Genomic DNA, 26,965 nt, shown 5'->3' with positions numbered 1-26,965 from the left:
GTTTAAGCGGAGCCGCCGACGTCGAACCCGCCCGCTCCGCTCAGTCCAGCGCCGCCTGCAGCCGCTCGATCAGCGCCTCGTTGCCGACGTACAGCGGCACGCGGTCGTGGACGCCCTCGGGCTCGACGTCGAGGATGTCGACCTCCCCGTCGGTCGCGGCCCCGCCAGCGCGCTCAATGATGTAGGCGATGGGGTTCGCCTCGAAGGAGAGCCGGAGCTTCCCGTCCGGTGCGCTGTTCAGGGCGGGGTACGCGAAGATCCCGCCGTAGGTGAGTACCTGGTTCACGTCGCCGACCATGGCGCCGCCGTACCGGAGCTTCAGTTCGTCTTCGATCTCGCGGGCGTAGGCGGTGAAGTCGTCGGGCCAGTCCGGGACGCGGCCGCCGAACCCGTAGACGAGGGGGTCGTCGGGGAGCCGGAGGTCGTCCTCGACGACGGTGCGGGAGACGGATCCGTCGGCGTCGGCCTCGACCACCTCCTCGCGGACCCCGGCGTCGTCGGCGACGACCATCGTCGTGATCGGGCCGTAGAGCACGTACCCGGCGGCGACGAGGTCGCGCCCGGTCGCGGGGAGGGGAGCGTCGTACACCCCGACGACGGTCCCCATCGCGTTGTTCGACCGGAGGTTCGAGGAGCCGTCGAGGGGGTCGATCGCGACCGCGTACGGCGGCTCCCCGTCCGCCTCTCCGACCGCACCGCCGGCGTCGACGGCGGTCTCGCGCTCCTCGCTGACGAACGACCCGACGCCGTCGACCGCGGTGATGGCGTCGCCGAGCAGCTCGTCGGCGTACAGGTCGCCGGCCATCACGCTCTCGCCGGAGGGGTTGTCGGTCCCGCTCTCGACGCGCCGGCCGGGGAGCGCGGCGCGGATCTCGGGTGCCGTGGCCGCGACCGCGTCGAAGATCGCCTCAACGGCGGGATCGGTGCCTCCCGGGGCGACACCGCCGTCGGCGGCGGGGTCCGCGTCGGTCATCAGTCGTCGCTCTCGGCGATCGCCAGCGCCTCCGCCGGGTCGACCTCCTGGAAGACTACGGCCTCGAGGGCGTCGAGGATGCGCTCGGGGTCGTCCCGCTGGAAGACGTTCCGGCCGACCGCGAGCCCGGTCGCGCCCGCGTCAATCGCGTCCGCGACGTTCCGCAGGAACGCCTTGTCGTCGCGCATCGTGCCGCCGGACATCACGACCTTCGTGGGGCCGGCCATCCGGACGGCCTCGCCCATCGCCTCGGCGGAGCCGGGGTACTTCACCTTCACCACGTCGGCGCCGAGCTCCAGCCCGAGCCGGGCCGCGTACGAGATGGTGTCGGGGCTCGTGTCGTTCTTGACGCCCTGCCCGCGGGGGTACGACCACATGACGACGCCCATGTCGTGGTCGCGGGCGCCCTCCTGCGCCTCGCGGAACTCCTCGGCCATCTCGACCTCGTGGTTCGAGCCGCCGTAGAGCGTGAACCCGATCGCGTCGGCGCCGAGTTCGGCGGCGTACTCCGCCGAGCAGTTGACGGGGCTGTCGGGCTCGCCCATCCAGAGGTTCGAGGTCCCGTTCAGCTTCAACAGGAGGTTCACGTCGTCCTCGTAGTCCGGATAGTACGCCTCCGCGACCCCCTTCTGGACGGCCAGCGCGGTGACCGCGTCGTGGGTGGCGAGCTCGAAGAGCCGCTCCGGGTCGGCGGTCGACGGGTTCGGCTCGAAGTCGACCGGCCCGTGTTCGAGCCCGTGGTCGTACGCGAGGATGAGCGTCTTACCGTCCCGCGAGATGGCGTCGTCGGCGTGAGGAAGCATCAGTTCGTACTCCCGTTACATCGGTAAAAAACACTATGGTAACTCGGAGGGTCGCCGAGATCGATATCGGGTGTGTAGCGCCCGCGTCGACCGCCCCAGCGACCGATCCGAGATCCACTAGTATTACTACTCAAATAGTTAATTCTCTCCGCGGACCGACGAGCGCGGACCCGCTTCCCAGATCGGTCGCGGGGCCGCCACCGGAGTCGCAATACTTACCACCGCCGCCGCGGCAGCGTCTCGCATGCGGGAGCTATCCGACATCGAGACCGTCGGCGTTGTGGGGGCCGGCACGATGGGCAACGGGATCGCACAGGTCGCGGCGACCGCCGGCTACGAGGTCGTGATGCGCGACATCGAGCCGGAGTACGTCGAGCGCGGGCTCGCGAGCATCGACGACAGCCTCGCCCGGCTCGACGGGAAGGATCGGCTCGACGAGGATCCCGAGGCGATCCGCGACCGGATCGAGGGCACCACCGACCTCGACGCCCTCGCGGCCGCGGACGTGGTCGTCGAGGCCGCCGTCGAGGACCTCGACGTGAAGCAGGACATCTTCGCCGACCTCGACGCGGTGACCGACGACGACGTGACCCTCGCGACCAACACCTCGACGCTGTCGATCACGAGCATCGCGAGCGCCACCGACCGCGCGGGCGACGTGATCGGGCTCCACTTCATGAACCCGGTTCCGATCATGGACGGCGTGGAGGTCGTCGTCGGGGAGCGCACCGCGGAGGGGGTCGTCGACTTCGCGCACGCCTTCGCGGCGGCCCTCGGCAAGGAGACGTGGGAGTCGGACGACAAGCCCGGCTTCGTCACGAACCGGATCCTGATGCCGTGGATCAACGAGGGCGTCCGCGCGTACGACGAGGGCGTCGCCGACAGGGCGGACATCGACCGCGGGATGAAGCTCGGGACGAACGTCCCGATGGGTCCCCTCGAACTCGCCGACCACATCGGGCTCGACGTGGTCTTGGACGCCAGCGAGACGCTCCACGAGGAGCTCGGTGACCGCTACAAGCCGGCCTACCTCGTCAAGCGCAAGGTGGAGGCCGGCGACCTCGGCAAGAAGACGGGGAAGGGGTTCTACGAGTACGAGTAGCGCGCTCTCGCCGAGGCGGCGCCGTCGGACGCGTCAGGCGCCCTCTGCGCCTTTGTCGTCGTCGTCGCTCGCCGTCCACCGCCGCGCGCCGGGGAGGAGGGCGACGAGCTTCGTCACGTAGCCGAACTTGAACAGCCCGAGCTGGGAGAGCGCGCCGAGCGCGAACACGGCGAGGAACGCGGGCGCGGTCACGTCGAACAGGAGCGGCTGGACCGTCGTCTCCGCGGCGGCCGCGTCCAGCGTCGCGGGCGTGATCGACCGCGACGCGAACGCCGCGCCGATGAAGGCGGTGGAGACGACCAGCGTCGTCCGGCTCATCACGAACCCGAACAGCGCGCCGACGGCGACGCCCGCGAGGGTGGCGCCGACGAGGAGGAGCGTCCCCTCGATCCCGGCCGCGTCGGCCGCGTACATCGGGCCGACCGCGAACCGCCCGGCGAAGCCGCCGACGAGCCCGCCGATGGCGACGACCGCGAAGGAGAGCCCGGCGTACGCGAGGAACCCGCCGACCGCGGCGCCGATCGCGGCGGCCGCGCCGGTCAGCACCAGCCCGTCGACCGCGATCAGTCCGGCGAGGTTCGGCGCGGCGAGGTACCCCGCGCCGGCGCCGACGAGGACCCCGGTCAGCGTGACGGCGTAGACCGACACCGCGGCCCCGACGAACGCGAGGAGCAGCCCCGCGACGACGAGCCCGGCGGAGAGTGGCGTGATCATGTCTCCACGTGCTATGCGGTCCGACTTAAAAGGTCGCGAGACGAGAACGACGACAGCCGCGGCGGGCCGGTCGCCCCCGCGTCCTCACCGCCTCCGCGTCCTCACCGCCCCCGACGCCCGGCCTGCCGGTCGATGTACCTGGTGTAGCCGCCGACGGCGAGGCCGAATCCGACCACGATCAGCAGGAACCCGAGCATGCGGGTCGTTCCGAGGGTCATCAGCGCGAGGATCGCGCCGAAGACGAACGCGAACACGCCGGCGACGACGACACCGACGTCGAGGAGCGGCGACGGCTGGACGGTCTCGCAGTGGGGGCAGATCCGCGCGTCGCTCGGGATCGGCTCCCGGCAGTCGACGCAGTGGACGCGGTCGCGGGGCACGGGCGCCGGTTCGGCCGTCGGGGACTTATAGGGTTCAGTCCGCGGGGGTCGTCGGCGCCCGCCGATCGTGGGTACCGGCGACCGTCAGTCCGCCGCGGACGAGGCCGGGGCCTCCTCGCCGGCCCCGAGCGTCTCCTCGACCTGCGTCACGACGCCGACGAGCGCGACGACGGCGAGCCCGGCGCCGACCGCGAAGGGGACGACGAAGCCGAAGCCGACGAGCCAGCCGGACGCCAGCGGCCCGACCGCGACGCCGAAGCCGAACCCCATGGTGAGCACCGACAGCGTCGTGCCGGACTCGCCCTCCCGCGCGAGGTCGCCCGCGAGCGCCAGCGACGGCGCGAACACGCACGCGACGGCGACCCCCTGTCCCAGCCGGACGAGCGTCATCACGACCGGGTCGGTGACGATCCCCTGTAAGAGGGTCGTGGGCGCGAGCAACACGAATCCGGCCAACAGGAAGGGACGGCGCCCGATCCGGTCGCTGGCCTGCCCGACGGGGACCTGGAGGAGCACGTTCGCGATGGTGACCGCCGCGAACTGGAGCCCGAACCACACCGGCGCCTGATCGAGCCGGACGTTCACCTGGTTCTGGAGGGTCGCGAACAGCGCGATGCAGATCCCCATCGCCACCGTCGCCAGCCCGAGCGCGAACACCGGGTCGAGCAGGCGCCCCTCGCCGCGGACCCGGATCGAGAGGTCGTCGCTCGCCTCGCTCGACTCGGCGGCGTCGCGAACGAGGAGGAAGACGAGGGCGAAGCTGAGGTACGCGCCGAAACAGGCCGCCGCGAACGCGGCGTCGAACCCGTCGAGGATCGGGAGGCCGACCGCGGAGAGGTCGTACGGACCGCGCTCCACGACGGCGCCGGCGAGGACCGGGCCGAAGCCGAACCCGATCAGCCGGAAGGTGTTGTACACGCCGAAGTTGCCGCCGCGGTCGTCGTCGCTCGCGGCGTACTCGTTGACCAGCGCGACCGTCGCCGGGATGATGAGCGCCGCCCCGAACCCCTGGGCCGCCCGGAGCGCGATCAGCTGCCAGTAGGCGTCCGCGACCGTGTAGAGCCCGCTGGCGGTCCCCAGAAGGAGGATCCCGATCAGCACGAAGGGTCGCCGGACGCCGATCCGGTCCGAGAGACGCCCCGTCAGGGGCTGCGAGAGGCTGTTGAGGAACCCGAAAAGCGAGAGTACGAGCCCGATGAGCAGCGGTTCGGTGAGCGTCACCGACGCCGCGCCGACGCCGACCGACGCCCCGAGGAGCGGCTCGATGTCGACCAGGTCGCTGGCGACGTACAGCGGGAGGACGACGATGAGAAAGGAGTTGCCGGCGGCGCCGACCATCCGGGCGAGCGCGAGCACGATCACCCGGCGGTCGGTGTCGACGATGCCCGAGAGAACTCCCATCGAGGGCGGATTCGCCCGCGAGCACAAAGGCGTTTGCGAACGGCGGGGATCGATCCGGTTCCGTCGCCGGGCGCCCTCAGCCGTCGGAGGGGCTCGACTGCTCCGGCTACGAGGGCCGCTCGACCCCGCGGATCTCGAACCGCGCGCCCCCGTCGGCCGCGTCGACCGCCTCGACGGTCCACCCGTGGGCGGTGGCGATCTCCTGGACGATCGCGAGCCCGAACCCGGTGTTGCCTTCGATCCCGCTCTCCCCGGGCTCGAAGAGGGCGTCGCGGATCGAATCGGGGATGCCGGGGCCGTCGTCCTCGACGAAGAACCCGTCCGGGAGGTCGCCGACGCGGATCCGCACGTCGTCGCCGGCGTGTTCGACGCTATTGCGGACGAGGTTCTCGAACAGGTTCCGGAGCCGGTCCGGGTCCGCGAGCACCTCGCCGTCCGCCTCGTTCGACAGCGACGCCGACCCGGTGTCGACCGTCTCCCAGCTGTCGGCGGCGATCCGCCCGATCGCGACCGGCTCCGGGTCGCCGACGGTCTCGCCCTCCCGGGCGAGGGTGAGGGTGTGCTCGACGATCGACTCGATGCGGTCGAGCGCGTCGGCCGCGGCGTCGAGGTGCGACGGGTCCTCGGCCAGCTCCCGCGCCATATCCACGCGTCCCTGCGCGACGTTGAGCGGGTTCCGGAGGTCGTGCGAGACGATGCCCGCGAAGGCGTCGAGCCGCTCGTTCTGGCGCTGGAGCGCCGCCTCGCGCTGCTTGAACGCCGTGATGTCCTCTTGGAAGCCGACCCACTCCGAGACCGACCCGTCGTCGTCGCGGATCGGCGCGACGCTGACGCGGTTCCAGAACGGCGTGCCGTCCTTCCGGTAGTTCAACAGCTCCACGCTCTCCGGCTCCCCGGCGTCGATCGCCTCGCGGAGCCGGGCGACCGGCTCCTCGTCGGTGTCGTCTCCCTGCAGGAACCGGCAGTTGACGCCGACCGCGTCGCCACGGTCGTAGCCGGTCATCTCGACGAACCGGTCGTTGACGTACACCATCGGGTTGTCCGGCAGGTCCGGGTCGGTGATCGTGATGCCGACCGGCGCCTCGTCGAGCGCCCGCGTCTTCGTCTCCAGCTCCTCGCGGCGCGCGCGCTCGTCGGAGACGTCCCGGAGGATCCCGACGCTCCCCTCGAAGCACTCGCCCTCGTACGGCAGCGCGGCCATGTGGTCCCGGCAGGGGATCGGCTCGCCCTCCTTCGGGACGATGTCGACCGAGAAGCGCTCCACGTCGGGGCCGTCGCTCGACAGCACCCGGCCGAGCCGGTGCTCGGCCTCCGCGACCGCCTCGTCGTCCTTGATGAACCCCGGCTTGCTGCCGATTATCTCCTCGCGGTCGTAGCCGGTCAGCTCCGCGAACGGCTCGTTGACGAACCGGAAGACGCCGGTCTCGTCGACGACGTACACGGGGTAGCCGAGCGCGTCGATGACCGTCGAGTAGCGGTCCGCGATCTCGCGGGTCCGGTGCTCGTCGACCGCCTGCTGGACGCGGTTCGCGAGCCGCCGGAGCTGCTCGGGGCCGCCCTTCTGGAAGTAGCCGGTGACGCCCGCGTTGAGCGCCTGACTGGCGATCTCTTCCGACCCCTTCCCGGTGTAGAGGACGAAGGGGAGCTTGCGGTGCTCCGAGTGGATCGTCTCGAAGAGCTCCAGCCCGTCCGTGCCGGGCATGTCGTAGTCGCTGACGACGCAGTCGAACTCGCCGTCGTCGAGCCGGTCGAGCGCGGCCGACGGGTCCGTGACGCTCGTCACCGCGACGGACGCCAGCTCGCGTTCGAGGAACGCCTCCGTGAGATCCAGCACGGACGGGTCGTCGTCGACGTGTAACACGTCGATCCGTTCGGACATGACACGGTCTTGGTCCCCCCCGGATAAACGAATACCGCCTCCGATATCAGTTCTGAGGACGTGAGCGCCGCTGCCGCTCCGGCGTCCGCTCACGACGGGGGTGATTCCGGGTGGTTCACCACGGGATGATTCCGGGAGATTCCACTACCGCCGCGCGTGGCTGATTCTTAAGGCCGCGCGGCGCGGAGCCTCTGGCGATGGCGGGCGGAACCCTCCCCGGGACCGACGCGGACGAGGACGCGGGGAGCGACCGCGTCGTGTTCCATGTCGACATGGACTGAATCGAAGCCTTTGCTCGCCGCACAGTGTTCCGTACACCGTGACGCCTTCGGGCGGTTATGGCGTCTTGATTTTCGACAACGAGGGTGCGGGTCCATGTGCATGACGCGTGTTTTTGTCTGAGACCAACGCCGTCCGTGACTTCACGTGTGTCTACAGATTTGACCGTATAGAAACTTTCTCCGTCGCAACGTGAGTGGACTTCGGCACTCCAACTATTAAATTAGAATAGGCACTACTTGATATATGGACAAGAGTCCTCGTTCAGTTCTGCGGACCATATTTAATGACTTGTTTCCCGTAGAGTCAATAAAAGCATCTAAAAAGTCTCTGTCTACGAAAGATTGGGCCGTTTTTACAAGGATATTCTCTCTGGTCGGATTCATAATTCAAATAATAGCAGGATTGCTCATATTTTTCTTTTTCTTTTTAAGTGAGGTTTTGGTGGCACCAACAATTATTGATGCATTATCTTTGCTATTGAGTAGAATTGTCTTTATTGCTATATTATTGTTTATTGGAACATGGATGATTTCACCTCCACTCGATGAGATTACTGGCGAAAAAGAACCTCAAACTGAATTTAATGCGGGCTCTCCAATTGAATTGATGTCATATGGTATTTTTTGGGGGGGCTTATCAATCGCTTGGAGATATGGAATATATATTATAGAAGTTGACATCTTCTCAGGAGGTGTAGCATTCTCAGTAGGCACATTTATTGGTCTTATACTATCAGACAGCGTTTATTTTGGCGGACTAATGGTAGCAGTTGGTTTTGTCACACAAGCAGTCTTGTGGATGAGAGAGTAGCAGTTCTCTGGTGTAATTCCACCCCCTATTCCGTGGAGTATGGGACCCGTCCCAAATCTAATTTCGACGGGGGGAGTAGTAGCATATTGAGTTTGGGATTATATTTGTAGACTCCAAAACTCATTAGTGGATGGGGTGTATTCATTTATATACGAAGGTGTCCCACATGTCCGAATCTACAGATTCCCAAACTCAAGACCCGAAGGCTCGCGTCTGGCTAAAGCCCGAACAGATAGACGCCATGCGGAACGCCACAGTGGAGAACAGCGCGGACTATCTCGCCACGCGGAACGACGCGCTGATAGCCCTCTTGGCAGACACGGGGCTACGCGTTGGTGAGGCGGTCGCCGTCGACGTGGATATGATTGATTTTGAGGACGGCGTATTGATGCTACCCGCGGATATTCAGAAAGACTATCCGAACGACAATAGCCCCGACTACACCGAGATTGAACTGGCGGGCGAGACGGTTCGCACGCTACGAACGTATCTCTCGAATCGCTGGAAAGAATCTGACGCGCTCTTTCCGTCTCGTCAGTCCGACCGCATGACTACCGAGAGTGTCCGCAACGTCGTTCGAGACGCCGCCACTGACGCCGACATAGAACCCTACACTCTCGAAGGACTTGGCGACCCAACGGACGTTAGCCCGCACGCACTACGCCACAGCGTCGCCTACCGCATGATGAACCGCGAGAATGGAAACACACTGTATGACGTTCGGAACCGCCTTCGTCACCGTTCGATTCAGACGACGGAACGGGTCTATGACCACTTGGACCGAGTGTGAGGAACAGCGACCGCGTGTCGGGAGCGGTCCCTTCGGTCCCTCGCTGTCCGCGTTCGGACTACGCGCATTAATCGCTAATTCTGGAAAGTAATCGGTTCCGCCACGTCGGACAGCGACAGCCCAACGCTGTCGAGTAGTTCAAGCGCGTCGTAGTGTGGTACAACTACTACGTCGTCATCGTAGTGATAGCGACACGTCGGGCTGTCCTCCGCATAGCCGTCGCCGTTGTGCTCCGCGGTCGGAACGCCACGTTTCGAGAGTAGCCCGCGGAGGTGGTCGCCAGACACGTCCCAACCTCGAACGTCGAGGTGGAGTGACCCGAACAGTAGTCCGACCCACTCCCCCACTGTAGAGACGAGTAAGCGAAGCGTGAGCGGGCGTAGTTCCTCCACGTCCGTTGGTCCGCCGTAGTCCAACGACGGGTGTGGGACCGTTGTGAACGCCCACAAGTCGCTACAGTCGTCTACAGCAACGTCGACGTTGTACCGACGACTCGAACGGTCGGCTACGTCGCTGGCGGATTGCTGAACCCAAGGGTCGCCCGCAACCCACCCAAGGGTGTCCGAAACGTCGGTAATCCACGCCTCTGACGTTGAATACACCTCTAATCGGGATTTTGCGTTTTCGTCACGGACAGTCGCGCCGCGGAGTATCAGATAGTCTATGATTCCGTGCTGGCGGTCGGACAGTTCGGGACGGTGGTCGGGTCGCCACTGAAAGTGATTCCCGAGTTTATCGTATTCGTCGCTACAAGTTGGACAAGTGGTTGTCATGGTCACGTAAGCGTCCGATAAATCGCCCGCATAGAAGGCGCATCTTCGCCTATTTGACCGCTTTCGCAATCCCATCTCCCACCATACTCGTTGAACGCGATTCGTTGAACGCCAGTCCGCCACGTCGCGGATGGACAGCGGAATATCTGAACGATTCGCTCGAAAGAAGTCGCCATATCAATAGCTCGTCAAAGGTCACGGAAAAGAGAGAATCAGCATAGAACGGACTGACGCCCGATTATCGGCGGGCGTGGTAGATAGACGTACGCTGATAAATCGCCAGCAAAGTCCCTTTTTTCAACGGACAGTCCTTGAACCGTCCGTTCGGGTCCCGCCCCGTTGAAGTCCCGCAACCCCACGGCGGTTCTCCTACTATCTCACCGCAACCCATACCACTCTCCACTACCTCCCTATCTAAAGTACGTTGAAGGTGGATATATAAAGGGGTGTAGTGAGGACCGCGGGCTGTCTCTCAAGCTGACTACGATAGAAGTAGGGCGAGCGTTGAACGAGACGACGAACTTCGAGAGAACCCAGATAGCGAAATCGGGCGGTAGAGCGGCTAATTCTAACTTGTCAGTACGTACTATACGAAGGGGGAGAAGTTGAACGCCCCGTTCAACGAGAAGAGATGACCGACGAAACGAGAGAACACGCTATTCGCGTGAACGACACGGACGCACAGATGTTGAAATCAGCAAAAGCACAGTTCGAGGCGGACGTTCCGCTCGGCTATGTCGCCCGAGTAGGAGCGCGGAAAATTATCGAGGACAGCGACGACAGCAACGAGGTGACTATCGCTTGAGCGAAATCGTAGAGGATTGCGCGCATGGCGGATGTCACCAGTTCGGGGAATTTCCAGACGAGAACGGCTATCTTCACTGTCGAGACTGTTACACTGGCGACTCCGAGTTTTCCCACGTTCCCGACGACGAACGTCGAATCGAACTGACCGAGAGGTACAGCAATCATGAGTAACGAGATTCGAGTGGTTGACCGACAGATTAGCGCGTTCGACACTGTGGAGGTGTCCGAATCTGCGACGCCGACCTACGACCGCGACGACGGACGCCTTCGAGCGGCGTATACCGCCAACGCCGACGACGAGCGAGAGTACGTGTTTTCCATCTACCGCTACGGTGACGCGGACACGTTCTCTGTCGCGGACGGGGCGAAGATTCTCGACTATGGCGAAGGCGTCGCTCACGTTCTGACGCCAGCGGACGCCTACGAGGGTGAGAACTGATGTACGATATTGAGAACGCCCGACAGCGTAACGGCGACGCCGCAGAGGACCGTAGCGACCGAATAGACGAAATCTTGAATCGCCCGCGTCTCGGCTACAAAGAATCGGACCCTCTCGTCGGTGACAACTACGACGAGTATCCAGAACAGCCCGACGACTTGACGACGCCCGAAGCACGAGAGTTTGTCACGGACTTGTTCGGTCACGACTTGGTGAGTAGTATTGACGACGCAATCGCGGAGACGACGCCAGCGACGGGCGACCGTATGATTGTCCGTGAGTGGCGTGAGGCGTTCGAGAAATCGATTCAGTTATTCAGTGGAGAAAGCCCCGACAATGATGACGAGAGGGAACAGCGACTGACTGACGAACGTCTCACGGAACTGACGGACGACTATCCAGACGACATGGTGACGCCGACGAACCCGCTCGTTGTTTCGAACCTATATGCGGGACTCGGTCTTTCGGCTGACGAAATCGCGGATGTGTTCAGCGACGACAGCAACCAACGGGTTAAGCCCGAACAAGTCCGCCGTGTTCTCCGCAACGTTGGGCTGATTGAGGCGACCGAGAACGACGACAACGAACCGTCCCACAAGTTGGGCGGAGCGTCGCTGAATTTCTCTGAAAGCGGAAACGTCGGAACGAATATCGACACCGAAGCGGTCGCCCGTGACCCGTCAGTCACGGTCGAACGCGACGAATAGACGAACGACTACGCGATTCTGAACACCGCCTCGGCTTCCCATCGGGGCGTACCACACAATTCAAATTTATGAGCAGTACGCACCCAAGCGACAGCAACAGCAGTATCGTTTTCAAACAGCGACCAACGACGTGGATTGACGACGGTTTAGACCGTAGTCCCGCCAGTGCGTCGCCGTTCTCCCGTCCGAACGAAAACAGTGGAACAAAAATCCGCGGACGAGAGTACGACACCAGTACGACCGACGGTCGGAAACTCTCGACCCGTGACAGCCCGAAGCGTGGCGAGAACAGCGGACGCCCACTCGGGTCACAAATCAGTAAGAACGATTGCGACACTGAACAGTGGGAACGCCTCCGCAAACGCGACGAGGAGATTCTGACGTTCGACAGCGACCGCTACGACTCCGAAGGTGAGGACTATCTGAACCTCCACCGCGGCGCTGGCGTTGAGACGAACGGGAACGACCGAATAAGAAGTATGACACTTATGGCGGTCGTCTCGAACGTCGCGGACGAATTGAACACCGACGGGGCGACCGAGAATGAAGCGCGGACTCTCGTCGCCTCACTTGACGAGAGCGAAACGAACGGGCGGAAATTCGAGGCGACGGCGAGCGCGGCGCTTGTCCTCGCCCGCGACGAGTTTGTTTCGACGAGAATCCGCGGTATTAGCGCCGATAGCGACGAGATTGAACAGATACAGAATACTCTTGAACGCGCCACGTCGCCCGCTGAACGGTTCCGTGTTCTGAATAATTTACACCACGTCACTGACGACGAACGGATACAGCGCGTTCTACAGCGCCGCCTTGACGCGGAGAACGTCGCGGAGAAACACGGATTTGTTCTGAAAACCGCGGTCGAAAATGTGGGGTGGTCCGCATGACGGACTACACTGCGGAGGACCACGAGTATGATTGCGACGTTCCAAGTGACGAAATCACGAGGTTGTTAGTCGAACTTGATAGTCCGTGGAAGTCGAAGCGTGTTCTCCAATATTTCCACGAGGAACTGAAATACTCCACGAGAGAGATAGCGGACTTGTTCGGCGTCGCCCGCCAGACGCTTCAAGGCGTTGTGTATGAGTTTGACAATTTCTCGTTCCATCAACGGAACGGGAAACTGACGGCGATGGACTTGGAACAGCGTGAACTTGGTGACTACGAACCCGTCGGGCTGGAACAGTTCGTATAGCGCGCCACCCCACTCTCGTTTAAGTATCCCCTTTCACGTTAGTTGTATAGGGAAGTAATGGAGACGGGTGTTTGATAGTTGGATGGTTCATCACAAGGAGAATAGTATCCTTAGTGAAAATCCAACAACAACGCAGAGGAATCCAAATATTGAATCTCCTACATTTAGTACGTCAAAATAGGATTTACGACGTGAGGGACTGGCGAATCGGTCATCGCGGCGCTCTACAAAATCAAGTGCGTGGACCCTCATTCGTAGTGCTACGTATGCTAATGTCGATGCACCTAACCCGACGATAGCAATCCCTACGGAATTGGTATTTTGAAAGACTAAGACGAGAACGCAAACAAGTGAAATATTTCTAACGACACTACTAATCAAGGCCTTTTGCATTAGACGCAAACGCCCCATATTTTGATAAAATGATATTCCTTGGTACAACTGTCCAAGTACCGTATCTGAGATAATTTGCTTGAAACGGTTCATATCCGTTGAAAAGTGGGACAATGGAAATAACCTATTCCTTGAGAAGGTTGCAACCGCTAAATCCCTGCTATCCCCTACTTTGCTCCTACTGTATTCAAAATCGGATAGCAACGGCTACGCACATTTGGAAAACGTAGAAAGGGAGACGTGGCGGAGGGTCCCACCCCACCGACTATGAGCAGTCGCCCCAAGAAAGGAGATTGACTTTGACATCCCCCACCTCTCGGTGGAGAGTGGGCGGTCATTGACCGACAAATCTCGCGCCCTATACTAACGAGCGCAAAAGGTCATACTTAAAATAGACTTTGGGGGAGATTCAAGAAAACCCGTTCACATATCCCCAATATGGTAAATGTAGCCGCGATAGTAGGACCGATTCTTGGCGGTCTAATTAGCGGTCTCGTCGGTCTCGGAATCGAGGAATACAGACATAAAAAATCAGAGGAACGAGAGATTAGGTCTTGGTTCGATACAACAATTCGTCTTACAGAACGAATAGATAACTCTCAACCCCTTACGATGACCCAACAAGCCAGAAAAGAACAAGCACCTATTATTAGAAGCACCTGTGCGGGAGTTCAAGCCAACTTGTCTAACCATTTAGCGGAAGCTCCTCTTTCTGTCAGTGAGGACCTTGTTGCAGACTGCGAAAAATTGGTAGGAGATTGTCAGACTGTTAAGGAATACTCTATTGGTCGAAGTATCCCAAATGGGTTTTTTGATGACGCACGTGACGCCCGAGACCAAGCAGAAACAGTGAAAGAGAAAGCGGAAAAAGAGCGAGAAAATTTATAGTAGCTCTATTGAGCGAAGAAGTCTCTCCGCTGTTCCGCTTTTTCCTCTTCACTCCGCTCGTCGTAGTGTCTATCCAGTGTTTTCATCGAAGCGTTGACCCTATCACCAACGGCTTTTTTCGGAACGTCGTTCCGTAGCCAGTAGGTGATAGAACCGCCCCGAATCGCGTGTGGTCGCGTGTTATATGGACACGTGACGTAGTTGTCATACGACCCACTGTGTTCACAGTCAAGTGGGTCCTTATCAGCGGGACATCCGCGTGAGGTGTAGCACGGCGTTGTTACCCGATAGATGCGCTTGTTGAGGTTTTGCTTGTTCATCCGCCCGTATTTTGAACTGAAAAGTGGGTCTCGCCCGTGGTCATCCGTCACGCCGACACGTTGATACTCAATGTAATCAGCGACAATCGCCGCCGTCTCCGCATCAAGCGTGACGACGCGTTCACCGTCGTCACCGTTTTTCAAGCGGGTCCCTTTCTCGGGGCGATTAGTGACTGAGAGGGTTCCGTTCTCAGCATCAAAATCCCCCACGTCGAGACTGTGGAGTCCGCCCATACGCATGGCGGTGGTCCATTGAAGCTTGAACAGTACGTGGTCCAGTGAGGCGTACTCAAAGCGGTTCAGATACTCAAGAATCGCCTCAGCTTCGGACGCATCAATGTGTTCGTCGTTGTGGTTCGCACCACTATCCAGCTTCGGGACGTTCACTTTCTCTGGCATGGCGTGAGAGACCGCGTCAACGGACACACAGAATCGCATGAACGTCCGTAGTGCGGAGAGGTTAGTGCGGAGCGTGACCTTGTTGATTCCCTCACTCCGCCAGTTCTTGAATCGGGTCACGTCTCGCCCCGTGATGTTATTCAGATTCTCCACTCTCGGTTCGTCAGTGTCCGCACCTTCGCACCATTCGACAAATTTGCTTAGTTGATACCGTTTGGCGCGAACCGAGTTTGGTGATAGCTCGCCGTCAATGTCTTCACAGTACAATTCTAACGCTTCTCGTGGCGTGATGGGTTCCAGTTCGGTCATCGTTGGTTTGGGAAGCCCGAACGCCGTGTGGTCCGATACGTGTCTTTTCACGCCGTGCGTCGACACACACCGTCGTTGGATGCTGAGACGGGGTGCGTCACCGTGACTTTGGACACATTTACGCGTGACATGCGCGACGCGGGGAGCGACCGCGTCGTGTTCCATGTCGACATGGACTGCTTTTACGCCTCCTGCGAGCGCCTGCGCCGCCCCGAGCTGGCGGGCGAGCCCCTCGTCGTCGGCATGGGCTACGAGGCGGGCGAGACGATCGGCGCGGTCGCGACCGCGAGCTACGAGGCGCGCGCGTTCGGCGTCGAGAGCGCGATGCCGATCTCGGAGGCGCTCGACCTGCTCCCCCGGCGGGCCGACGCCGACCCCGACGACCCGGACGCGCCCGACCCGGAGGAGGCGGGTCGCTACCTCCCCGTCGACCTCGACTACTACAAGGAGGTCGCGAGCGACGTGAAAAGCGTCCTCCGCGACTGCGCCGACACCCTCCGCGAGGTGAGCGTCGACGAGGCGTACCTCGACGTCACCGACCGGACCGCGTGGGACGCCGCGGGGGGCCCGACCGATTCTGGCGACGACACCACCGACCCCCCGCCGAGCGCCGCGGCCGGCCCCGCGGAGGTCCGCACCCTGGCGGAGGGGTACGCCCGGCACGTCAAGGAGCGCATCGAGCGCGAGGCCGGCGTGCCCGCGAGCGTCGGCGTCGCGCCGAACATGTCGACCGCGAAGGTCGCCAGCGACGCCGACAAGCCGGACGGGCTCGTCGTCGTGCCGCCGGGCGAGGTCGAGTCGTTCCTCGCGCCCCTTCCGACCGCGGAGATCCACGGCGTCGGCCCGGTGACGGAGCGGACGCTGGCTGATCTGGGGATCGAGACCGCGGGCGACCTCGCCGCCGCCGACCCCGACCGGCTCGGCGACGAGCTCGGGGACCGCGGCCGGGAGCTGTACCGGCGGGCGCGGGGCGAGGACGACCGGGAGGTCACGCCCACGGGACTCCCCAAGAGCCTGTCGCGGGAGTCGTCGCTGTCGGCGACCGCCGACGAGGCGGCGAAGCGGGAGACGGTGCGCGCGCTGGCCGCCGACGTGGCCCGCCGCGCCCGCGAGCGGGGGTGTCTGTACCGCACCATCGGGATCAAGGCGGTCGAGCCCCCCTACGAGGTGAACACCCGCGCCCGGAGTCTCCCCGGTCCCGTCGACGACCCCGACCTCGTGGAGTCGACGGCGCTGGACCTCCTCGACGAGTTCGCCGGCGACCGGGTCCGCAAGCTCGGGGTGCGCGTCTCGAAGCTCGACTTCGCCGAGAGCGACCAGGCGACGCTCGGCGGGTTCGACGCGGCCGAGGGGGAGGAGGGCGGGACGGCCGGAGGACGCTCGGCGCCCGCGGCCGGCGACGGCGGAAAGCTCACCGACTGGGTCGGCGGCGATCCGCGGGCGAACGACGGGGACGAACCGGACGAGAACGGGAGCCGACGGACGGGCGAGCGCGGAGACGGCCAGGCGTCGCTCGGCGACTGGGCCTGAGGGCGTCCGCCGCCGATCCCCGGGACGGCCGGCGGCGCCGCGACCGGCGACCGGTTTTATTGCCGTATCGCGACCATCGGGAGGCATGTCCCTCGCTCGCCGCGTCCTCCTCGGCTCGGAGCGGACCCGCTCGCACCGACGACGGCTCCTCGTCCCGCCGCTGGTCTTCCTCGCCTCGTTCGCCGCCTACGCGGTGGGCCTGTTCGCGGTCTCCGGCGGCGTCGTGTTCCTCCCGGTCGACGCCGCCGCGCTCGGCGTTCTCGCGGCCGCGGCCCTCGCCTCCCGACGGAGCGGGCTGGTCCTCGCGTGGGCGAGCGTCTACGGCGCGCTCCTCGGCTCCACCGCGGACCACTACCTGCTCGGCCTCTCGGGGCGGTCGCTCGGCGAGCGCGTCGTCGCGTTCCTCTCGCCCGACGGGCTCGTCTTCCTCGGCGTCGAGGCCGTCGCGCTGGGGACGATCGCGTGGGTCGTCGGGACGCTCGCCGCGATCGCGGTCGAGCGACTCCGCGTGTGACGGTCAGGCGGCCGCGGGCGCCCACGGAGCGACGCCGGAGCCGACGTCGGCCCCGGCGCCGGCCGAGTGCGGGGATTTAGGTCCCCGAGCGCCGACCCCGACGCATGGACGACGCCGACTCCGCCGACGAGCTCGCGTGGGAGACGCTCGACACCGAGATCGACTACCGCTGTCCCGGCTTCGACGTGCGACGCGACGAGGTCCGCTTCCCGGACGGCGAGACCGACGGGTACCACTACGTCGACGAGGCGCCGGCGGTCGTGGTGCTTCCCCTCACCCCCGACGGCGACGCGGTCGTCATCGACGAGTGGCGGCAGGCGGTCGGGCGGGTCAACCGCGGGCTCCCCGCGGGGTCGGTGGAGCCGGAGGACGCGGACGACCTCGAACGCGCCGCCGCCCGCGAGCTCGCCGAGGAGACGGGGTACGAGGCCGACGCCTTCGAGCGCCTGACGACCGTCGAGCCGACGAACGGGATGGCGGACTCGGTCCACCACCACTTCCTGGCCACCGGCTGCGAGCCGACCGCCGAGCGGGACCTCGACCACAACGAGTCGATCGCGGTCGAGACGGTGCCGTACGACGACCTCCTCGAGGCCGTCGTCGACGAGGGGCTCCGCGACGGCCGGACCGTGACCGCCGTGCTGTGGTACGAGCTGCTGTATCGCTGACGACGGACAGGCCTTTGACCGATCGGTTCGAACGAGGGGCAATGAGCGATCCCTCCGAGTTCGACGCCGACGCCGGCGACGGCGCGCGAGACCGCGACGACCCGGTAGACACCGCCGCCAGCGACGGGGGCGAGCCCGGCGAGGCCCGTTCGATGGTCGACGCCGCCGACTCGCCGGACGGGCGGGAGACGGGGTCCCCGCTCCGAACGGTCGGCGTCGCCTTCGGGCTGGGGATCGCGGGCATCCTCGGGCTTCTCGCCGTCACCACGATCGCCGGGGCTGTCGTCTACCTCGTCTCGACCGTCACCGGACGGGAGCCGTCGCTTCTCGGTTCGTTCGTCGCGCCGTTCGTCGTCGGGCAGGTCGTCGCGTTCGTCGGCGTCAGTCTCGGGTACCTTCGGTACCGGGGGCTCGACCGCGACGCGATCGTGGCGTACCTCGGCGTCCGGCGGCCGAGCATCGTCGAGTCCGTGATCGCCCTGATCGGCCCGATACTCGTGATCGTCACGGTGCTCGTCGTTAGCTCGGTCGTGTTGCTGGTCGGACCGGAGCCGGCCCAGAACCAGGGCGCCCAGACCACCCTGGAGAACCCGTCGATCATTCCGATCATGATCGTCGCCATGCTGCTCGTCGTGGGACCGTGCGAAGAGCTCCTGTTCCGCGGCGTCATCCAGAGTCGCGCGCGGGAAACGCTCTCCGCGGTTCCGGCTATCCTCCTCGCGGCCTCCGTGTTCGCGCCCGCTCACATCGTCTCGCTGTCCGGGGGCGTGAGCGCGATGCTGACGACGATCAGTCTCCTCTTCGTCCCGAGCCTGATCTTCGGCGCGGTGTACGAGTACACGGAGAACCTCGTCGTCGTCGCCGTGATGCACGGGCTGTACAACAGCCTCCTCCTGACGATCGGCTACATCGTCATCACGTACGGCCCCGAGATGGAGGGCGCGGGACAGGCGACCGCGGCGCTGTCGCTGCTGCCCTTATAGATACCTTATAAAGAGGCGGTGGCGCGTGCCTGCGAGCGCCCTGATAAGGGCGCGAGACAGCACGCGCGAGGGAGTCGGCCGGCGCTTATAAGCGCCGGCCGACGAGGTTGGGGAGGTGTGAGGCTGCGGTGCTGTGTGGGGTGGGACTCAAAGGGGCAGCCGCGAGAGTGGCGCAGACGACGTAAGCACCGCAGCGAGTGAGCAATGCGAACGAGCGAGGCGCGCAACGAGTGTGCGCCACTCTCGCGGCTGGGGCTTTGGAGATCTTCACCGTGAACCCGCAGATAACCGCTTATAAGCGAACTGCTGGGGCTTTGGCGGTGTTCCCCGCCGATCCACTGCCATCCGAATATCGAGGATCGAACTCGAAGAGCCGACACAACACGATGTACCGGTCGCTACCGAGTACAAGCGGACTGAGGGGAGTAAGCCCCCTTCGGTTCGTCCCGACATTCGGCTGAGCGTCCGCGCCGTGGCCGGACTACCTTGTGGCGCGGACTTGCACCGGCGAGGATTCGCCGTTCCATCCGTTCCCACCCGTCGATCCTCATCGGGTTAACTCCCTTCCCTTGCGGGTCGGTTCGCGCGAATCACGGGTCGGGGTGGGGGGTGTCGTTGCTGTTCCAGAGCCAGCCGTCTCCGACTCCGGGCGTGTGCCCGGTCGCCCGTCCGGCCGGTGGGGGGACTTTCCTCATGCCAGAGGCACGGGAGTCGGGCTCCCTCTGTCCGGTCGCGCCTAGCCGCCGCCCGCGAATAAGGGGTTCGGTCGGGAAGGGCGTGACCGCCTCTATCCCGATCGCTCGCCAGCCCAATCACCCTCGCCCGCCGGCCCGATCGCCTTCACCTGCCGGCCCAATCACTCTCGCCCGCCGCTCCGATCCCCCCGGCGAGCGGGGGCGAGCGGCCGGGTTCGCAAGGGAAGCGTTCAAGTCGTCAGCAACGTAAGGGACTATCATGTCCGAGGCTCAGACCGTTCAGCTGTCGTACGACGACGGTGCACGAGCGGTCGAACTCGCGCGGGAGGCGGTCGAGTCGTTCGTCCGACACGGACAGCGCGAACAACCCGGGAGCATGCGCGAGGCGTTCTACGCCCGAACCGGGGCGTTCGTCCGGCTGGAGTCCACGAGGGGGCGGGGGCGGCTCCGCGGCTGCGCCGGCGCGTGGGAGACCTCCGACCAGCTCGGTCACGCCATCGTCGAGGCCGCCATCAAGGCCGCCTCCGACGACTCCTGCGGCTCCGAGGTCGAGCCGAAGGAGCTCGACAACATCACCGTCTCCGTGTTCGTCGTCTCGAACACGGTGCTCACCAACGACCCCCTCGCCGACCTCGAGGTCGGCACCCACGGCGTCGCCGTCGACGGCGGCAACTCGCACGGCTGGCTCTACCCGACGGTCCCCGTCGAGAACGGCTGGTCCGGCGCCGAGTTCCTCTCGCGCGCCTGCCGGAAGGCCAAGCTCGCGCCGAACGCGTGGGAGGACGAGGAGACGATGGTGACGCTCATCGAGGGCCAGGTGTTCCGAGAGCGCGCCGACGGCGGCGCCGTCGAAGAGCTGTAGCGGGCGGGACGCGCGACCGATCGGGTTTCCGGTCGCCGACGGATCGACTCGCTTCTCACCTCGAGCCTCGCCGACGGATCCCCGAACTCGGGGTCCGTCTCCGCGACGCCTCACGGGACGTACCAGATCCCCCGCTCTCGGTCGAGCAGCTCCCCGACGACGACGTGCGGGAGCGCGATGATGCTGATCGCGACGCTCCAGAACGCCACCGCGCCGGGGAGCAGCCCGGACGACGCGAACGGGTTCGGGAACGCCCAGTAGAGCGCGGCGACGACGGCGAAGGTGGCGAGCGCGCCGGCAACCATGAGCTCCCACGCCCGCAGCGCGGTCGCCGAGGCGGAGTCACCGCCCGCGAGGTCCCACTCGTCGTCGCCGACGGGGGCGGCCTCGACGGTCGCCGTCCGGGCGACCTGCCTGGCGGAGTACCAGAACGGGAAGTAGAGCCCGACGGCCACGAGCACTGGGACGACCGCGAAGTACGCGGCGAGGAGGACGCTCTCGCCGGCGTCGACGAGCCACGACCGCCCGCCGCCGCGGACGTACCCCAGCGCGACGTGCGCGGCGAGCGCGGCGCCGTAGCCGACGAGAACCGCGGTCCGGATCGCATCGAGGTGCTCGCCGACCCCCGCCAGCGCCCCCGCGTCGACGAGGCCGACCATGAGCGTGCTGAACGCGTAGAACGTGTCGGTGTGGAAGGCGATCGGGACCAGCATGACGGCCCCGCCGCGGACTGCGGCGGCGAGGGCGCGCTGGGGTCGCGTCCGCAGGTGCTCGGTCCCGACGGTCGCGTCGAGGACGCTGAGCCCGCCGATCCCGCCTTTCGCCATCGCCACGACCAGCGCGAGCGCGAGCCCGGCGGCCGGCGCGAGCAGGAACAGCCCGACGAACCCGGCGATCGCGGCCAGATAGGCGGCGACGTACCGCCCCCGGAACGACGGGCGACGCCGCCGGAGGTTCTCGAAGTGCTCGTACCCGCCGTGGGGGAGGTTCAACGCGATCATCCCGACGAGGTATATCGCCATCTGCGCCTCGATCGGGACCGCGACCCCGGCGAGCGCGAGCGCGCCGAACCCGACGACGAGCGCCGCGAGCGCCGCCCGCGAGAGCCCGAGCGAGGGGTGAACGCTCCCGCCGCCGACCGACCGCCACACGCGCTTCCGAACGGGCAGGGACATCGCACGGCACCTACGGCCCCCGTGACAAAACCCGTCGGGGCGGAATCTCACGCCCCGGGAACGCGACCCGTTGACAAGGCCCGAGAGCCCCTCGGGATCGACATGGCGGACCAGCCGGGCGACGACCCGACGATCACCGTCGTCGGCGGGGGGTTCGGCGGCCTCGCGGCGGCCGCGTACCTCGCCGACGCCGGCGGGGAGGTGGAGCTGCTCGAACGCCACGACCGGGTCGGCGGTCACGCGGGGGTCATCGAGCGGGACGGGTTCCGGTTCGACGCGGGGCCGTCTTGGTACCTCATGCCCGACGTGTTCGAGCGGTTCTTCGGGCACTTCGACCGCGAGCCGGAGGACTACTACGAGCTGGAGCGGCTCGACCCGCAGTACCGGGTGTTCTGGAAGGACGGGGACCGCGTCACGATCGGCCCGAACCGCGAGAACGTTCACGAGGTGTTCGAGTCGTACGAGGCGGGCGCCGGCGACGCGCTCGCCGAGTACCTCGACCGCGCCGAGCGCAACTACGAGCTGGCGATGGACCGAGTGGTGTACGAGGGGCGCGACCGGCTGCGCGACTACGTCGACACGGACCTGCTCCCGATGGCACCGCGGTACCGCCTGTTCGGGAACATGGACGACTACGTCGGGCGGTACGTCGACCACCCGAAGCTCAAGCAGCTCCTGGAGTACACGCTCGTCTTCCTGGGCGGATCGCCGTACAACACCCCGGCGCTGTACAGCATCATGAGCCACGTCGACCTGAACATGAACGTCTTCTACCCCGAGGGCGGCATCGCCGGGGTCGTCGACGGGCTCGCGGCACTCGCCCGCGAACGGGGCGTCGACATCGAGACCGGCGTCGAGGTGCAATCGATCGACGGCCGGGTCGGCGCGTTCGAGCTCGCGACCGACGCCGGGACGCGCCGCACGGATCTCGTGGTCAGCAACGCGAACCCGGCGTACGTCGAGCGGGAGCTGCTTGACCCGGACGACCGCGACCGCGATCCGGGCTACTGGAGCGACCGGACGTATGCCCCCTCCGCGTACATGCTGTACCTCGGGGTCGAGGGCGACGTGGACCCGCTCGCGCACCACTCGCTCGTCCTGCCGGCCGACTGGTCGGACCACTTCGAGGCGATCTTCGAGGAGCCGCGCTGGCCCGACGACCCCGCGTACTACCTCTCGGTCACCTCCGAGACCGACGAGACGGTCGCCCCCGAGGGACACCACGCCGTCGTCGCACTGGTCCCGATCGCGCCGGGGCTCGACGACGGGCCGGAGGTGCGCGAGCGCTACCGCGAGACGGTGTTGGAGGACCTCGCCGCCAACGCCGGCGTCGACCTCCGTGGGCGGATCGTCTCCGAGACGACCGCCTGCGTCAGCGAGTTCGCCGAGCGCTTCGGCGACCCCGACGGCACGGCGCTGGGGCTCGCGCACACCCTCTTCCAGACGGGGCCGCTCCGCCCCGGCCACCGCGCCGGGCTCGACGGGCTCTACTACGTCGGCTCGTACACTGGACCGGGAATCGGAATGCCGATGTGCCTCATCAGCGGCGAGCACGCGGCGGCGGCCCTCCGGGAGGACTACCCCGAGGCGCTCGGCGGCGGGCGCCGGCAGAAAGAGACAGGAACGACGGCGGGGCAGTAGGCCGTCCCGGTCCCCGCCCCGGTCCCCGTCCTACTTCCCGTCCCCTTCCGCCCCGTACCCCACCGCTTCCGCGTCCGCGAGGGCGCGCTCCGCCGCCGCGTCGAGGTCGAACGCCGACGCCGCGCCGTCGACCACCTCGCCGTCGCGGATCACCGGTTCCATGAGCGACTCGGCGCCCGCGGGGCCCTCACGCTCCGCGAGCCCGACCGCGTGGGCGCCGTCGGCGGTGCGGTAGACGGCCTTCGCGCCGGAGAGCTTGCCCCGCTTGGCGGCGGGCTCCCCGTCGACTTCGACCACGTCGAGCGCGAAGTCGACCGGGTCGGCGTTCGAGACGTAACCGCCCACGCCGAAGCCGTCGACCACGTCGCGGAGCGCTCGGAGGTCGTCCGGACCGAGCCCGCCGGAGACGTACACGTCGACGTCGGCGTGGCCGCGGGCGTCCAGCTCCCACTGCACCTCGCGGACGATGTGTCTGAAGTCGCCGCGCCGCGAGCCGGTGGTGTCGAGCCGGACGCCGTCGAGCCGGTCGCCGAGCGTCTCGACCGCGCGGAGCACCTCGTCGACCTCGTCGGAGTAGGTGTCACAGAGCGCGATCCGCGGGACCGACTCGTCGACGGCCTCGTCGAAGGCGCGCCACGCCGCCTCCTGCTCGCCGCGGCCGAAGCAGATGGCGAGCGCGTGGGGCATCGTCCCCGACGCCTCCCGGCCGATCAGGTCGCCGGCGGCGACGTGCGAGAAGCCGTCGAACCCGGCCACCAGCGCCGAGCGCTCGACTGCCGCGGTCATCGAGGGATGGACGTGGCGCGCGCCGAAGGAGAGGACCTGCGAGTCCGGCGCCGCGACCCGGGCGTCGAGGGCCGCGGTCGCCATCCCCGAGGCGTGCGAGAGGAAGCCCAGCAGGGAGGTCTCCAGCCGGGCGAACGCGAGGTACGGCCCCTCGATCCGCATCACGGGGCCGCCGTCGAACAGGCGGCCCTCCGGGACCGCGTCGACGTCCACGTCGCGGCCCTCCAGGAGCGCGACCGCGTCCTTCAGCCCGGCGAACAGCTCGAAGTCGCCGTCGGGGAACTGGTCGGCGGTGACCTCGGCGACGACGCGGGGGTTCCGCCCCGCGTGTTCCAAGGCGGCCTCGGTCCGCTCGAAGTACGCGTCGGTCGCCCGCCCCCCGCGGATCGCGGGCGCGTCGACGATGTCGAACTCGGTCATACCCGACGGTTCGGACGCCGGGGAGGAAAAGCCACCCGAGTCGGGCGGGATTTCGCTTCGACCGCTGTGCGGTCGCCTCCGGCGGATGCGCGGTCGTCGCCAAAAGGTATCTGTCGTCGCCCGGCGGTTCAGGACCGCACGCGACGCGCGACGAGGGCCGCCCCGAGCAGGGCCCCGACCGCGACCGGGACGCCGAACCCGGGCGTGCCGTCGTCGGTGGCGGCGTCGGGGCCGCCGGAGCCGTCGGAGCCGGTGTCGCTCCCGTCGTCGGTCTCGTCGGTGTCGTCGCCGTCGGTCCCGTCACTTTCGTCGTCGCCGTCGGTCCCGTCAGTCTCGTCGCCGCCGTCAGTCTCGTCCCCGTCACCGTCGTCGGTCGAGGGGAGGTCGAACCCGGCGTCGGGGCGGAGTTCGAGCACGTCCGCGGGCTCGGGGCCGTGCACGACCGTCACCGTGGTCCCGTCGCGCTCGACGCCGTACGCCCCGCGGAAGTCGCCGTCCTCGATCTCGTACACCACGCCGTCGGCGTACTCGTCGTCGCCGTGGGCGGTCAGCATGCGCAGGTACGCCTCGCGGAACTCGGCCGCGTCCGCGGTCGTCTGCCACTCGGTCACCCAGACGTAGCCGTCCTCGCCGTCGGTCGCGTTCCCGCCGTTCCGGTACGGATACAGCTCGTCGCCCGCCCAGCCGTCGGTCGACTCGTGGGCGTAGTTGTAGTTCATGCGGGTCCGGAGCCGCTCGTCCGTCTGCGTGTGGATCTGGACGTTCTCCCGAATCGTCGCGTCCGGGTCCAACACCGCGTGCCGGTACTCGTAGCTCTGGTACCAGAACATCACGAACATCGACGCCTCGCCGGCGGTGTCGGCGCCGTCGACGCCCTGGTTCGGGTACGTCTCCCAGCCGCCCTCGGCCGCGTCTTCGAACGACACCTCGCGGGTCTCGTAGTCGGGCTCCCGGTGGATCACCTCGGAGGTCGCGGCCGGCGGCTCGTTCATCGTCTCGTTGACGGCGCTCCACCCGCCCTCGTCGACGAGCCGTTCGACGTAGAGCGCCCCGTCGCCGTAGGGCTGGAGCACGGTCTGGAGGATGCCGAAGTTGTAGTCGGGCGTCGTCCCGCCGCCACCGCCGGAGTCGGGCGGCGCGAGACAGCTCCAGTTGGCGGCGCAGCGCTCGTCGTATCGCTCCTCGATGTGGACCGCCTCGCCCTCGACGACCCCGTCGACCGCGAGGTCGGCGTCCTGCGTGGCGCCGACGTAGCGGGGGTTCGAGAGGTCGTGGTACTGGTCCTGCATCGCGTGGACCAGCTCGTGTGCCAGCGTCGACGGGTCGATCTGCGGGTCTTCGCCCTCCGGGACGACGAGGACGATCCGGTCCTCCGCCGGGGAGTAGAACCCCGAGACCGCGCCGCCGAAGACGCCGTCAATCGCGTCCGAGGCGTTCTCGTCCTCGCCGACGACGAACAGCGCCTTCCACACCTGGTCGTTCCAGCGCTGGAACTCGGCGCCGGAGCCGCCCGCGCCGCCGCCCGCGGAGTCGTTCATGAACTCGGAGCGCGCGACCGTCTCGACCGGCACGTCCTCGCGGAAGGGGCGCTCGCGGACGTGCTCGACGCGGGCCATCGTCAGGTCGGTCAGCGCTTCCAGCTCCGCCTCCGTCAGGCCGTCAGACTGGTTGAACGAGAGGTCCTCCTCGTAGTGAGTCCCGTTCCAGCAGCCGACGAGGTCGGTTCCGGCGCCCGCGTCGCACTCCGCGGCGGTCGCGCTGGCCGGCGCGTCACTCGAAATTGCCACCGACGGTCCGGTCGCGGGCCCGGCGGCGACCACCCCGCCGACGCCGAACGAGAGGAGGGCTATCGCGGCGACGACGACCGAGAACGTGAGAACCCGTCGCATAGGTGCGATTACGGCCGACCCGATAAGTAGTTTGTCGGTGTGACGGGGAGACGGTGACGGACGATAGTGGGAGTGGGTCTCGCAGATCGGCGGTGGTGATAGAGTATTTAAACAAGTGTGAGTGACGGCGCAGCACTACTTATAAACAAAATTGCGGTGGCGCGTGCCTGCGAGGCCGCCCTGCGGCCGAGCAGCACGCGCGAGGGAGTCGGCCGGCGCTTATATGCGCCGGCCGACGAGGCTGGGGAGGCGTGAGGCTGCGGTGTTGTGCGGGGCGGAACTCAAAGGGGCAGTCGCGAGGCGGGCGCAGGCGTTCACGAGAGCGGAGCTCTCGTGAGCCAATCAGAACGCTTCGCGTTCTGATGACGATGTAAGCACTGCAGGGAGCGAGTAACGCGAGCGACCGAAGCGCGCAGCGAGCGTGCGCCGCCCTCGCGG

Annotated in this window: 26 protein-coding genes and 1 other RNA gene; 15 read left to right on the top strand and 12 right to left on the bottom strand. The window is 65.9% G+C overall.

What is annotated here, in order from left to right; all coding sequences use genetic code 11:
- Positions 1–40: 40 nt before the first annotated feature.
- Positions 41–973 carry a class 1 fructose-bisphosphatase gene (locus tag CK500_RS08435; RefSeq protein ID WP_095636801.1) on the bottom strand — a complete coding sequence of 311 codons (933 nt, stop codon included), beginning with the start codon at positions 971–973 and terminating at the stop codon, positions 41–43.
- The gene (locus tag CK500_RS08430; protein WP_095636800.1) at positions 973–1,776 is read right to left on the bottom strand and encodes a class I fructose-bisphosphate aldolase; all 804 of its coding nucleotides are present in this window, start codon (positions 1,774–1,776) and stop codon (positions 973–975) included. The genes CK500_RS08435 and CK500_RS08430 overlap by 1 nt, the downstream gene beginning before the upstream one ends.
- A gap of 244 nt (positions 1,777–2,020) precedes the next feature.
- Here CK500_RS08430 and CK500_RS08425 point away from each other — a divergent pair, with 244 nt between their 5' ends.
- Positions 2,021–2,878 (top strand): 3-hydroxyacyl-CoA dehydrogenase family protein, encoded by an 858-nt coding sequence (locus CK500_RS08425; RefSeq protein WP_095636799.1) that lies wholly within the window; start codon positions 2,021–2,023, stop codon positions 2,876–2,878.
- 33 nt (positions 2,879–2,911) lie between these two features.
- Here CK500_RS08425 and CK500_RS08420 read toward each other — a convergent pair whose 3' ends face one another.
- The 4 genes from CK500_RS08420 to CK500_RS08405 all read right to left on the bottom strand — a co-directional run bounded on the left by CK500_RS08420 (position 2,912) and on the right by CK500_RS08405 (position 7,252).
- The gene (locus tag CK500_RS08420; protein WP_095636798.1) at positions 2,912–3,592 is read right to left on the bottom strand and encodes a phosphate ABC transporter permease; all 681 of its coding nucleotides are present in this window, start codon (positions 3,590–3,592) and stop codon (positions 2,912–2,914) included.
- Positions 3,593–3,693: 101 nt separating this feature from the next.
- Positions 3,694–3,972: a zinc ribbon domain-containing protein gene (locus CK500_RS08415; RefSeq protein ID WP_095636797.1), complete on the bottom strand. Its 279-nt coding sequence runs from the start codon at positions 3,970–3,972 to the stop codon at positions 3,694–3,696.
- An 84-nt stretch (positions 3,973–4,056) separates the two neighbouring features.
- The gene (locus CK500_RS08410) at positions 4,057–5,373 is read right to left on the bottom strand and encodes an MFS transporter (RefSeq protein ID WP_095636796.1); all 1,317 of its coding nucleotides are present in this window, start codon (positions 5,371–5,373) and stop codon (positions 4,057–4,059) included.
- 106 nt (positions 5,374–5,479) lie between these two features.
- On the bottom strand, positions 5,480–7,252 hold the full coding sequence (locus CK500_RS08405; protein ID WP_095636795.1) for a PAS domain-containing protein: 1,773 nt from the start codon (positions 7,250–7,252) through the stop codon (positions 5,480–5,482).
- Positions 7,253–7,777: 525 nt separating this feature from the next.
- Between CK500_RS08405 and CK500_RS16845 the strand changes: the two genes are divergently transcribed.
- Both CK500_RS16845 and CK500_RS08400 read left to right on the top strand, forming a co-directional pair.
- Positions 7,778–8,344, top strand: coding sequence for a hypothetical protein (locus CK500_RS16845; protein WP_144049539.1), 567 nt, complete (start codon positions 7,778–7,780; stop codon positions 8,342–8,344).
- A 166-nt stretch (positions 8,345–8,510) separates the two neighbouring features.
- A complete protein-coding gene (locus tag CK500_RS08400) occupies positions 8,511–9,134 on the top strand; it encodes a tyrosine-type recombinase/integrase (RefSeq protein ID WP_095637059.1) in 624 nt (207 codons plus the stop codon).
- A 74-nt stretch (positions 9,135–9,208) separates the two neighbouring features.
- Here the strand turns inward: CK500_RS08400 and CK500_RS08395 are convergent, their stop codons facing one another.
- Positions 9,209–9,913, bottom strand: a complete 705-nt coding sequence (locus tag CK500_RS08395; protein ID WP_144049538.1) for a hypothetical protein — start codon at positions 9,911–9,913, stop codon at positions 9,209–9,211.
- Positions 9,914–10,538: 625 nt separating this feature from the next.
- Here CK500_RS08395 and CK500_RS17200 point away from each other — a divergent pair.
- From CK500_RS17200 to CK500_RS16835, 6 genes are all read left to right on the top strand, one after another.
- Positions 10,539–10,712 (top strand): hypothetical protein, encoded by a 174-nt coding sequence (locus CK500_RS17200; protein ID WP_158224036.1) that lies wholly within the window; start codon positions 10,539–10,541, stop codon positions 10,710–10,712.
- Between the two features lie 165 nt (positions 10,713–10,877).
- A complete protein-coding gene (locus CK500_RS08390; RefSeq protein WP_144049537.1) occupies positions 10,878–11,153 on the top strand; it encodes a hypothetical protein in 276 nt (91 codons plus the stop codon).
- Positions 11,153–11,860 (top strand): hypothetical protein, encoded by a 708-nt coding sequence (locus tag CK500_RS08385; protein WP_095636792.1) that lies wholly within the window; start codon positions 11,153–11,155, stop codon positions 11,858–11,860. Before CK500_RS08390 ends, CK500_RS08385 begins: the two co-directional genes overlap by 1 nt.
- Before the next feature lie 68 nt (positions 11,861–11,928).
- The gene (locus tag CK500_RS16840; protein ID WP_144049536.1) at positions 11,929–12,747 is read left to right on the top strand and encodes a hypothetical protein; all 819 of its coding nucleotides are present in this window, start codon (positions 11,929–11,931) and stop codon (positions 12,745–12,747) included.
- Positions 12,744–13,055, top strand: a complete 312-nt coding sequence (locus tag CK500_RS08375) for a hypothetical protein (protein ID WP_144049535.1) — start codon at positions 12,744–12,746, stop codon at positions 13,053–13,055. Before CK500_RS16840 ends, CK500_RS08375 begins: the two co-directional genes overlap by 4 nt.
- Positions 13,056–13,886: 831 nt before the next feature.
- A complete protein-coding gene (locus CK500_RS16835; RefSeq protein WP_144049534.1) occupies positions 13,887–14,336 on the top strand; it encodes a hypothetical protein in 450 nt (149 codons plus the stop codon).
- A 5-nt stretch (positions 14,337–14,341) separates the two neighbouring features.
- Here CK500_RS16835 and CK500_RS08370 read toward each other — a convergent pair whose 3' ends face one another.
- On the bottom strand, positions 14,342–15,430 hold the full coding sequence (locus CK500_RS08370) for a tyrosine-type recombinase/integrase (RefSeq protein ID WP_158224035.1): 1,089 nt from the start codon (positions 15,428–15,430) through the stop codon (positions 14,342–14,344).
- A gap of 63 nt (positions 15,431–15,493) precedes the next feature.
- On the opposite strand from CK500_RS08370, the gene CK500_RS08365 reads away from it, so the two are divergent.
- The 4 genes from CK500_RS08365 to CK500_RS08350 all read left to right on the top strand — a co-directional run bounded on the left by CK500_RS08365 (position 15,494) and on the right by CK500_RS08350 (position 19,059).
- The gene (locus CK500_RS08365) at positions 15,494–16,894 is read left to right on the top strand and encodes a DNA polymerase Y family protein (RefSeq protein WP_095636788.1); all 1,401 of its coding nucleotides are present in this window, start codon (positions 15,494–15,496) and stop codon (positions 16,892–16,894) included.
- Positions 16,895–16,979: 85 nt separating this feature from the next.
- Positions 16,980–17,408 carry a hypothetical protein gene (locus tag CK500_RS08360; protein ID WP_095636787.1) on the top strand — a complete coding sequence of 143 codons (429 nt, stop codon included), beginning with the start codon at positions 16,980–16,982 and terminating at the stop codon, positions 17,406–17,408.
- Between the two features lie 104 nt (positions 17,409–17,512).
- Entirely contained in the window at positions 17,513–18,076 is a 564-nt protein-coding gene (locus CK500_RS08355; protein ID WP_095636786.1) for an NUDIX hydrolase, read from the top strand.
- A 41-nt stretch (positions 18,077–18,117) separates the two neighbouring features.
- Positions 18,118–19,059 (top strand): CPBP family intramembrane glutamic endopeptidase, encoded by a 942-nt coding sequence (locus CK500_RS08350; RefSeq protein ID WP_095636785.1) that lies wholly within the window; start codon positions 18,118–18,120, stop codon positions 19,057–19,059.
- A gap of 414 nt (positions 19,060–19,473) precedes the next feature.
- Here CK500_RS08350 and rnpB read toward each other — a convergent pair.
- Positions 19,474–19,786, bottom strand: an RNA gene (gene rnpB, locus CK500_RS08345) — RNase P RNA component.
- A gap of 227 nt (positions 19,787–20,013) precedes the next feature.
- Here rnpB and CK500_RS08340 point away from each other — a divergent pair.
- Positions 20,014–20,616 (top strand): TIGR00296 family protein, encoded by a 603-nt coding sequence (locus CK500_RS08340; RefSeq protein ID WP_095636784.1) that lies wholly within the window; start codon positions 20,014–20,016, stop codon positions 20,614–20,616.
- A 110-nt stretch (positions 20,617–20,726) separates the two neighbouring features.
- Here the strand turns inward: CK500_RS08340 and CK500_RS08335 are convergent, their stop codons facing one another.
- Positions 20,727–21,791, bottom strand: a complete 1,065-nt coding sequence (locus CK500_RS08335; protein WP_095636783.1) for a Brp/Blh family beta-carotene 15,15'-dioxygenase — start codon at positions 21,789–21,791, stop codon at positions 20,727–20,729.
- A gap of 102 nt (positions 21,792–21,893) precedes the next feature.
- On the opposite strand from CK500_RS08335, the gene CK500_RS08330 reads away from it, so the two are divergent.
- A complete protein-coding gene (locus tag CK500_RS08330; protein WP_095636782.1) occupies positions 21,894–23,432 on the top strand; it encodes a phytoene desaturase family protein in 1,539 nt (512 codons plus the stop codon).
- Positions 23,433–23,462: 30 nt separating this feature from the next.
- On the opposite strand, the gene CK500_RS08325 is transcribed toward CK500_RS08330, so the two are convergent.
- Together CK500_RS08325 and CK500_RS08320 are read right to left on the bottom strand one after the other, a co-directional pair.
- Positions 23,463–24,638, bottom strand: a complete 1,176-nt coding sequence (locus CK500_RS08325; RefSeq protein WP_095636781.1) for a nicotinate phosphoribosyltransferase — start codon at positions 24,636–24,638, stop codon at positions 23,463–23,465.
- A 128-nt stretch (positions 24,639–24,766) separates the two neighbouring features.
- Positions 24,767–26,527 (bottom strand): Hvo_1808 family surface protein, encoded by a 1,761-nt coding sequence (locus CK500_RS08320; RefSeq protein ID WP_095636780.1) that lies wholly within the window; start codon positions 26,525–26,527, stop codon positions 24,767–24,769.
- Between the last annotated feature and the right edge of the window lie 438 nt (positions 26,528–26,965).

This window comes from Halorubrum salipaludis (assembly GCF_002286985.1).
GTDB lineage: Archaea > Halobacteriota > Halobacteria > Halobacteriales > Haloferacaceae > Halorubrum > Halorubrum salipaludis.
This window is presented reverse-complemented; position numbering and strand designations above follow the sequence as displayed.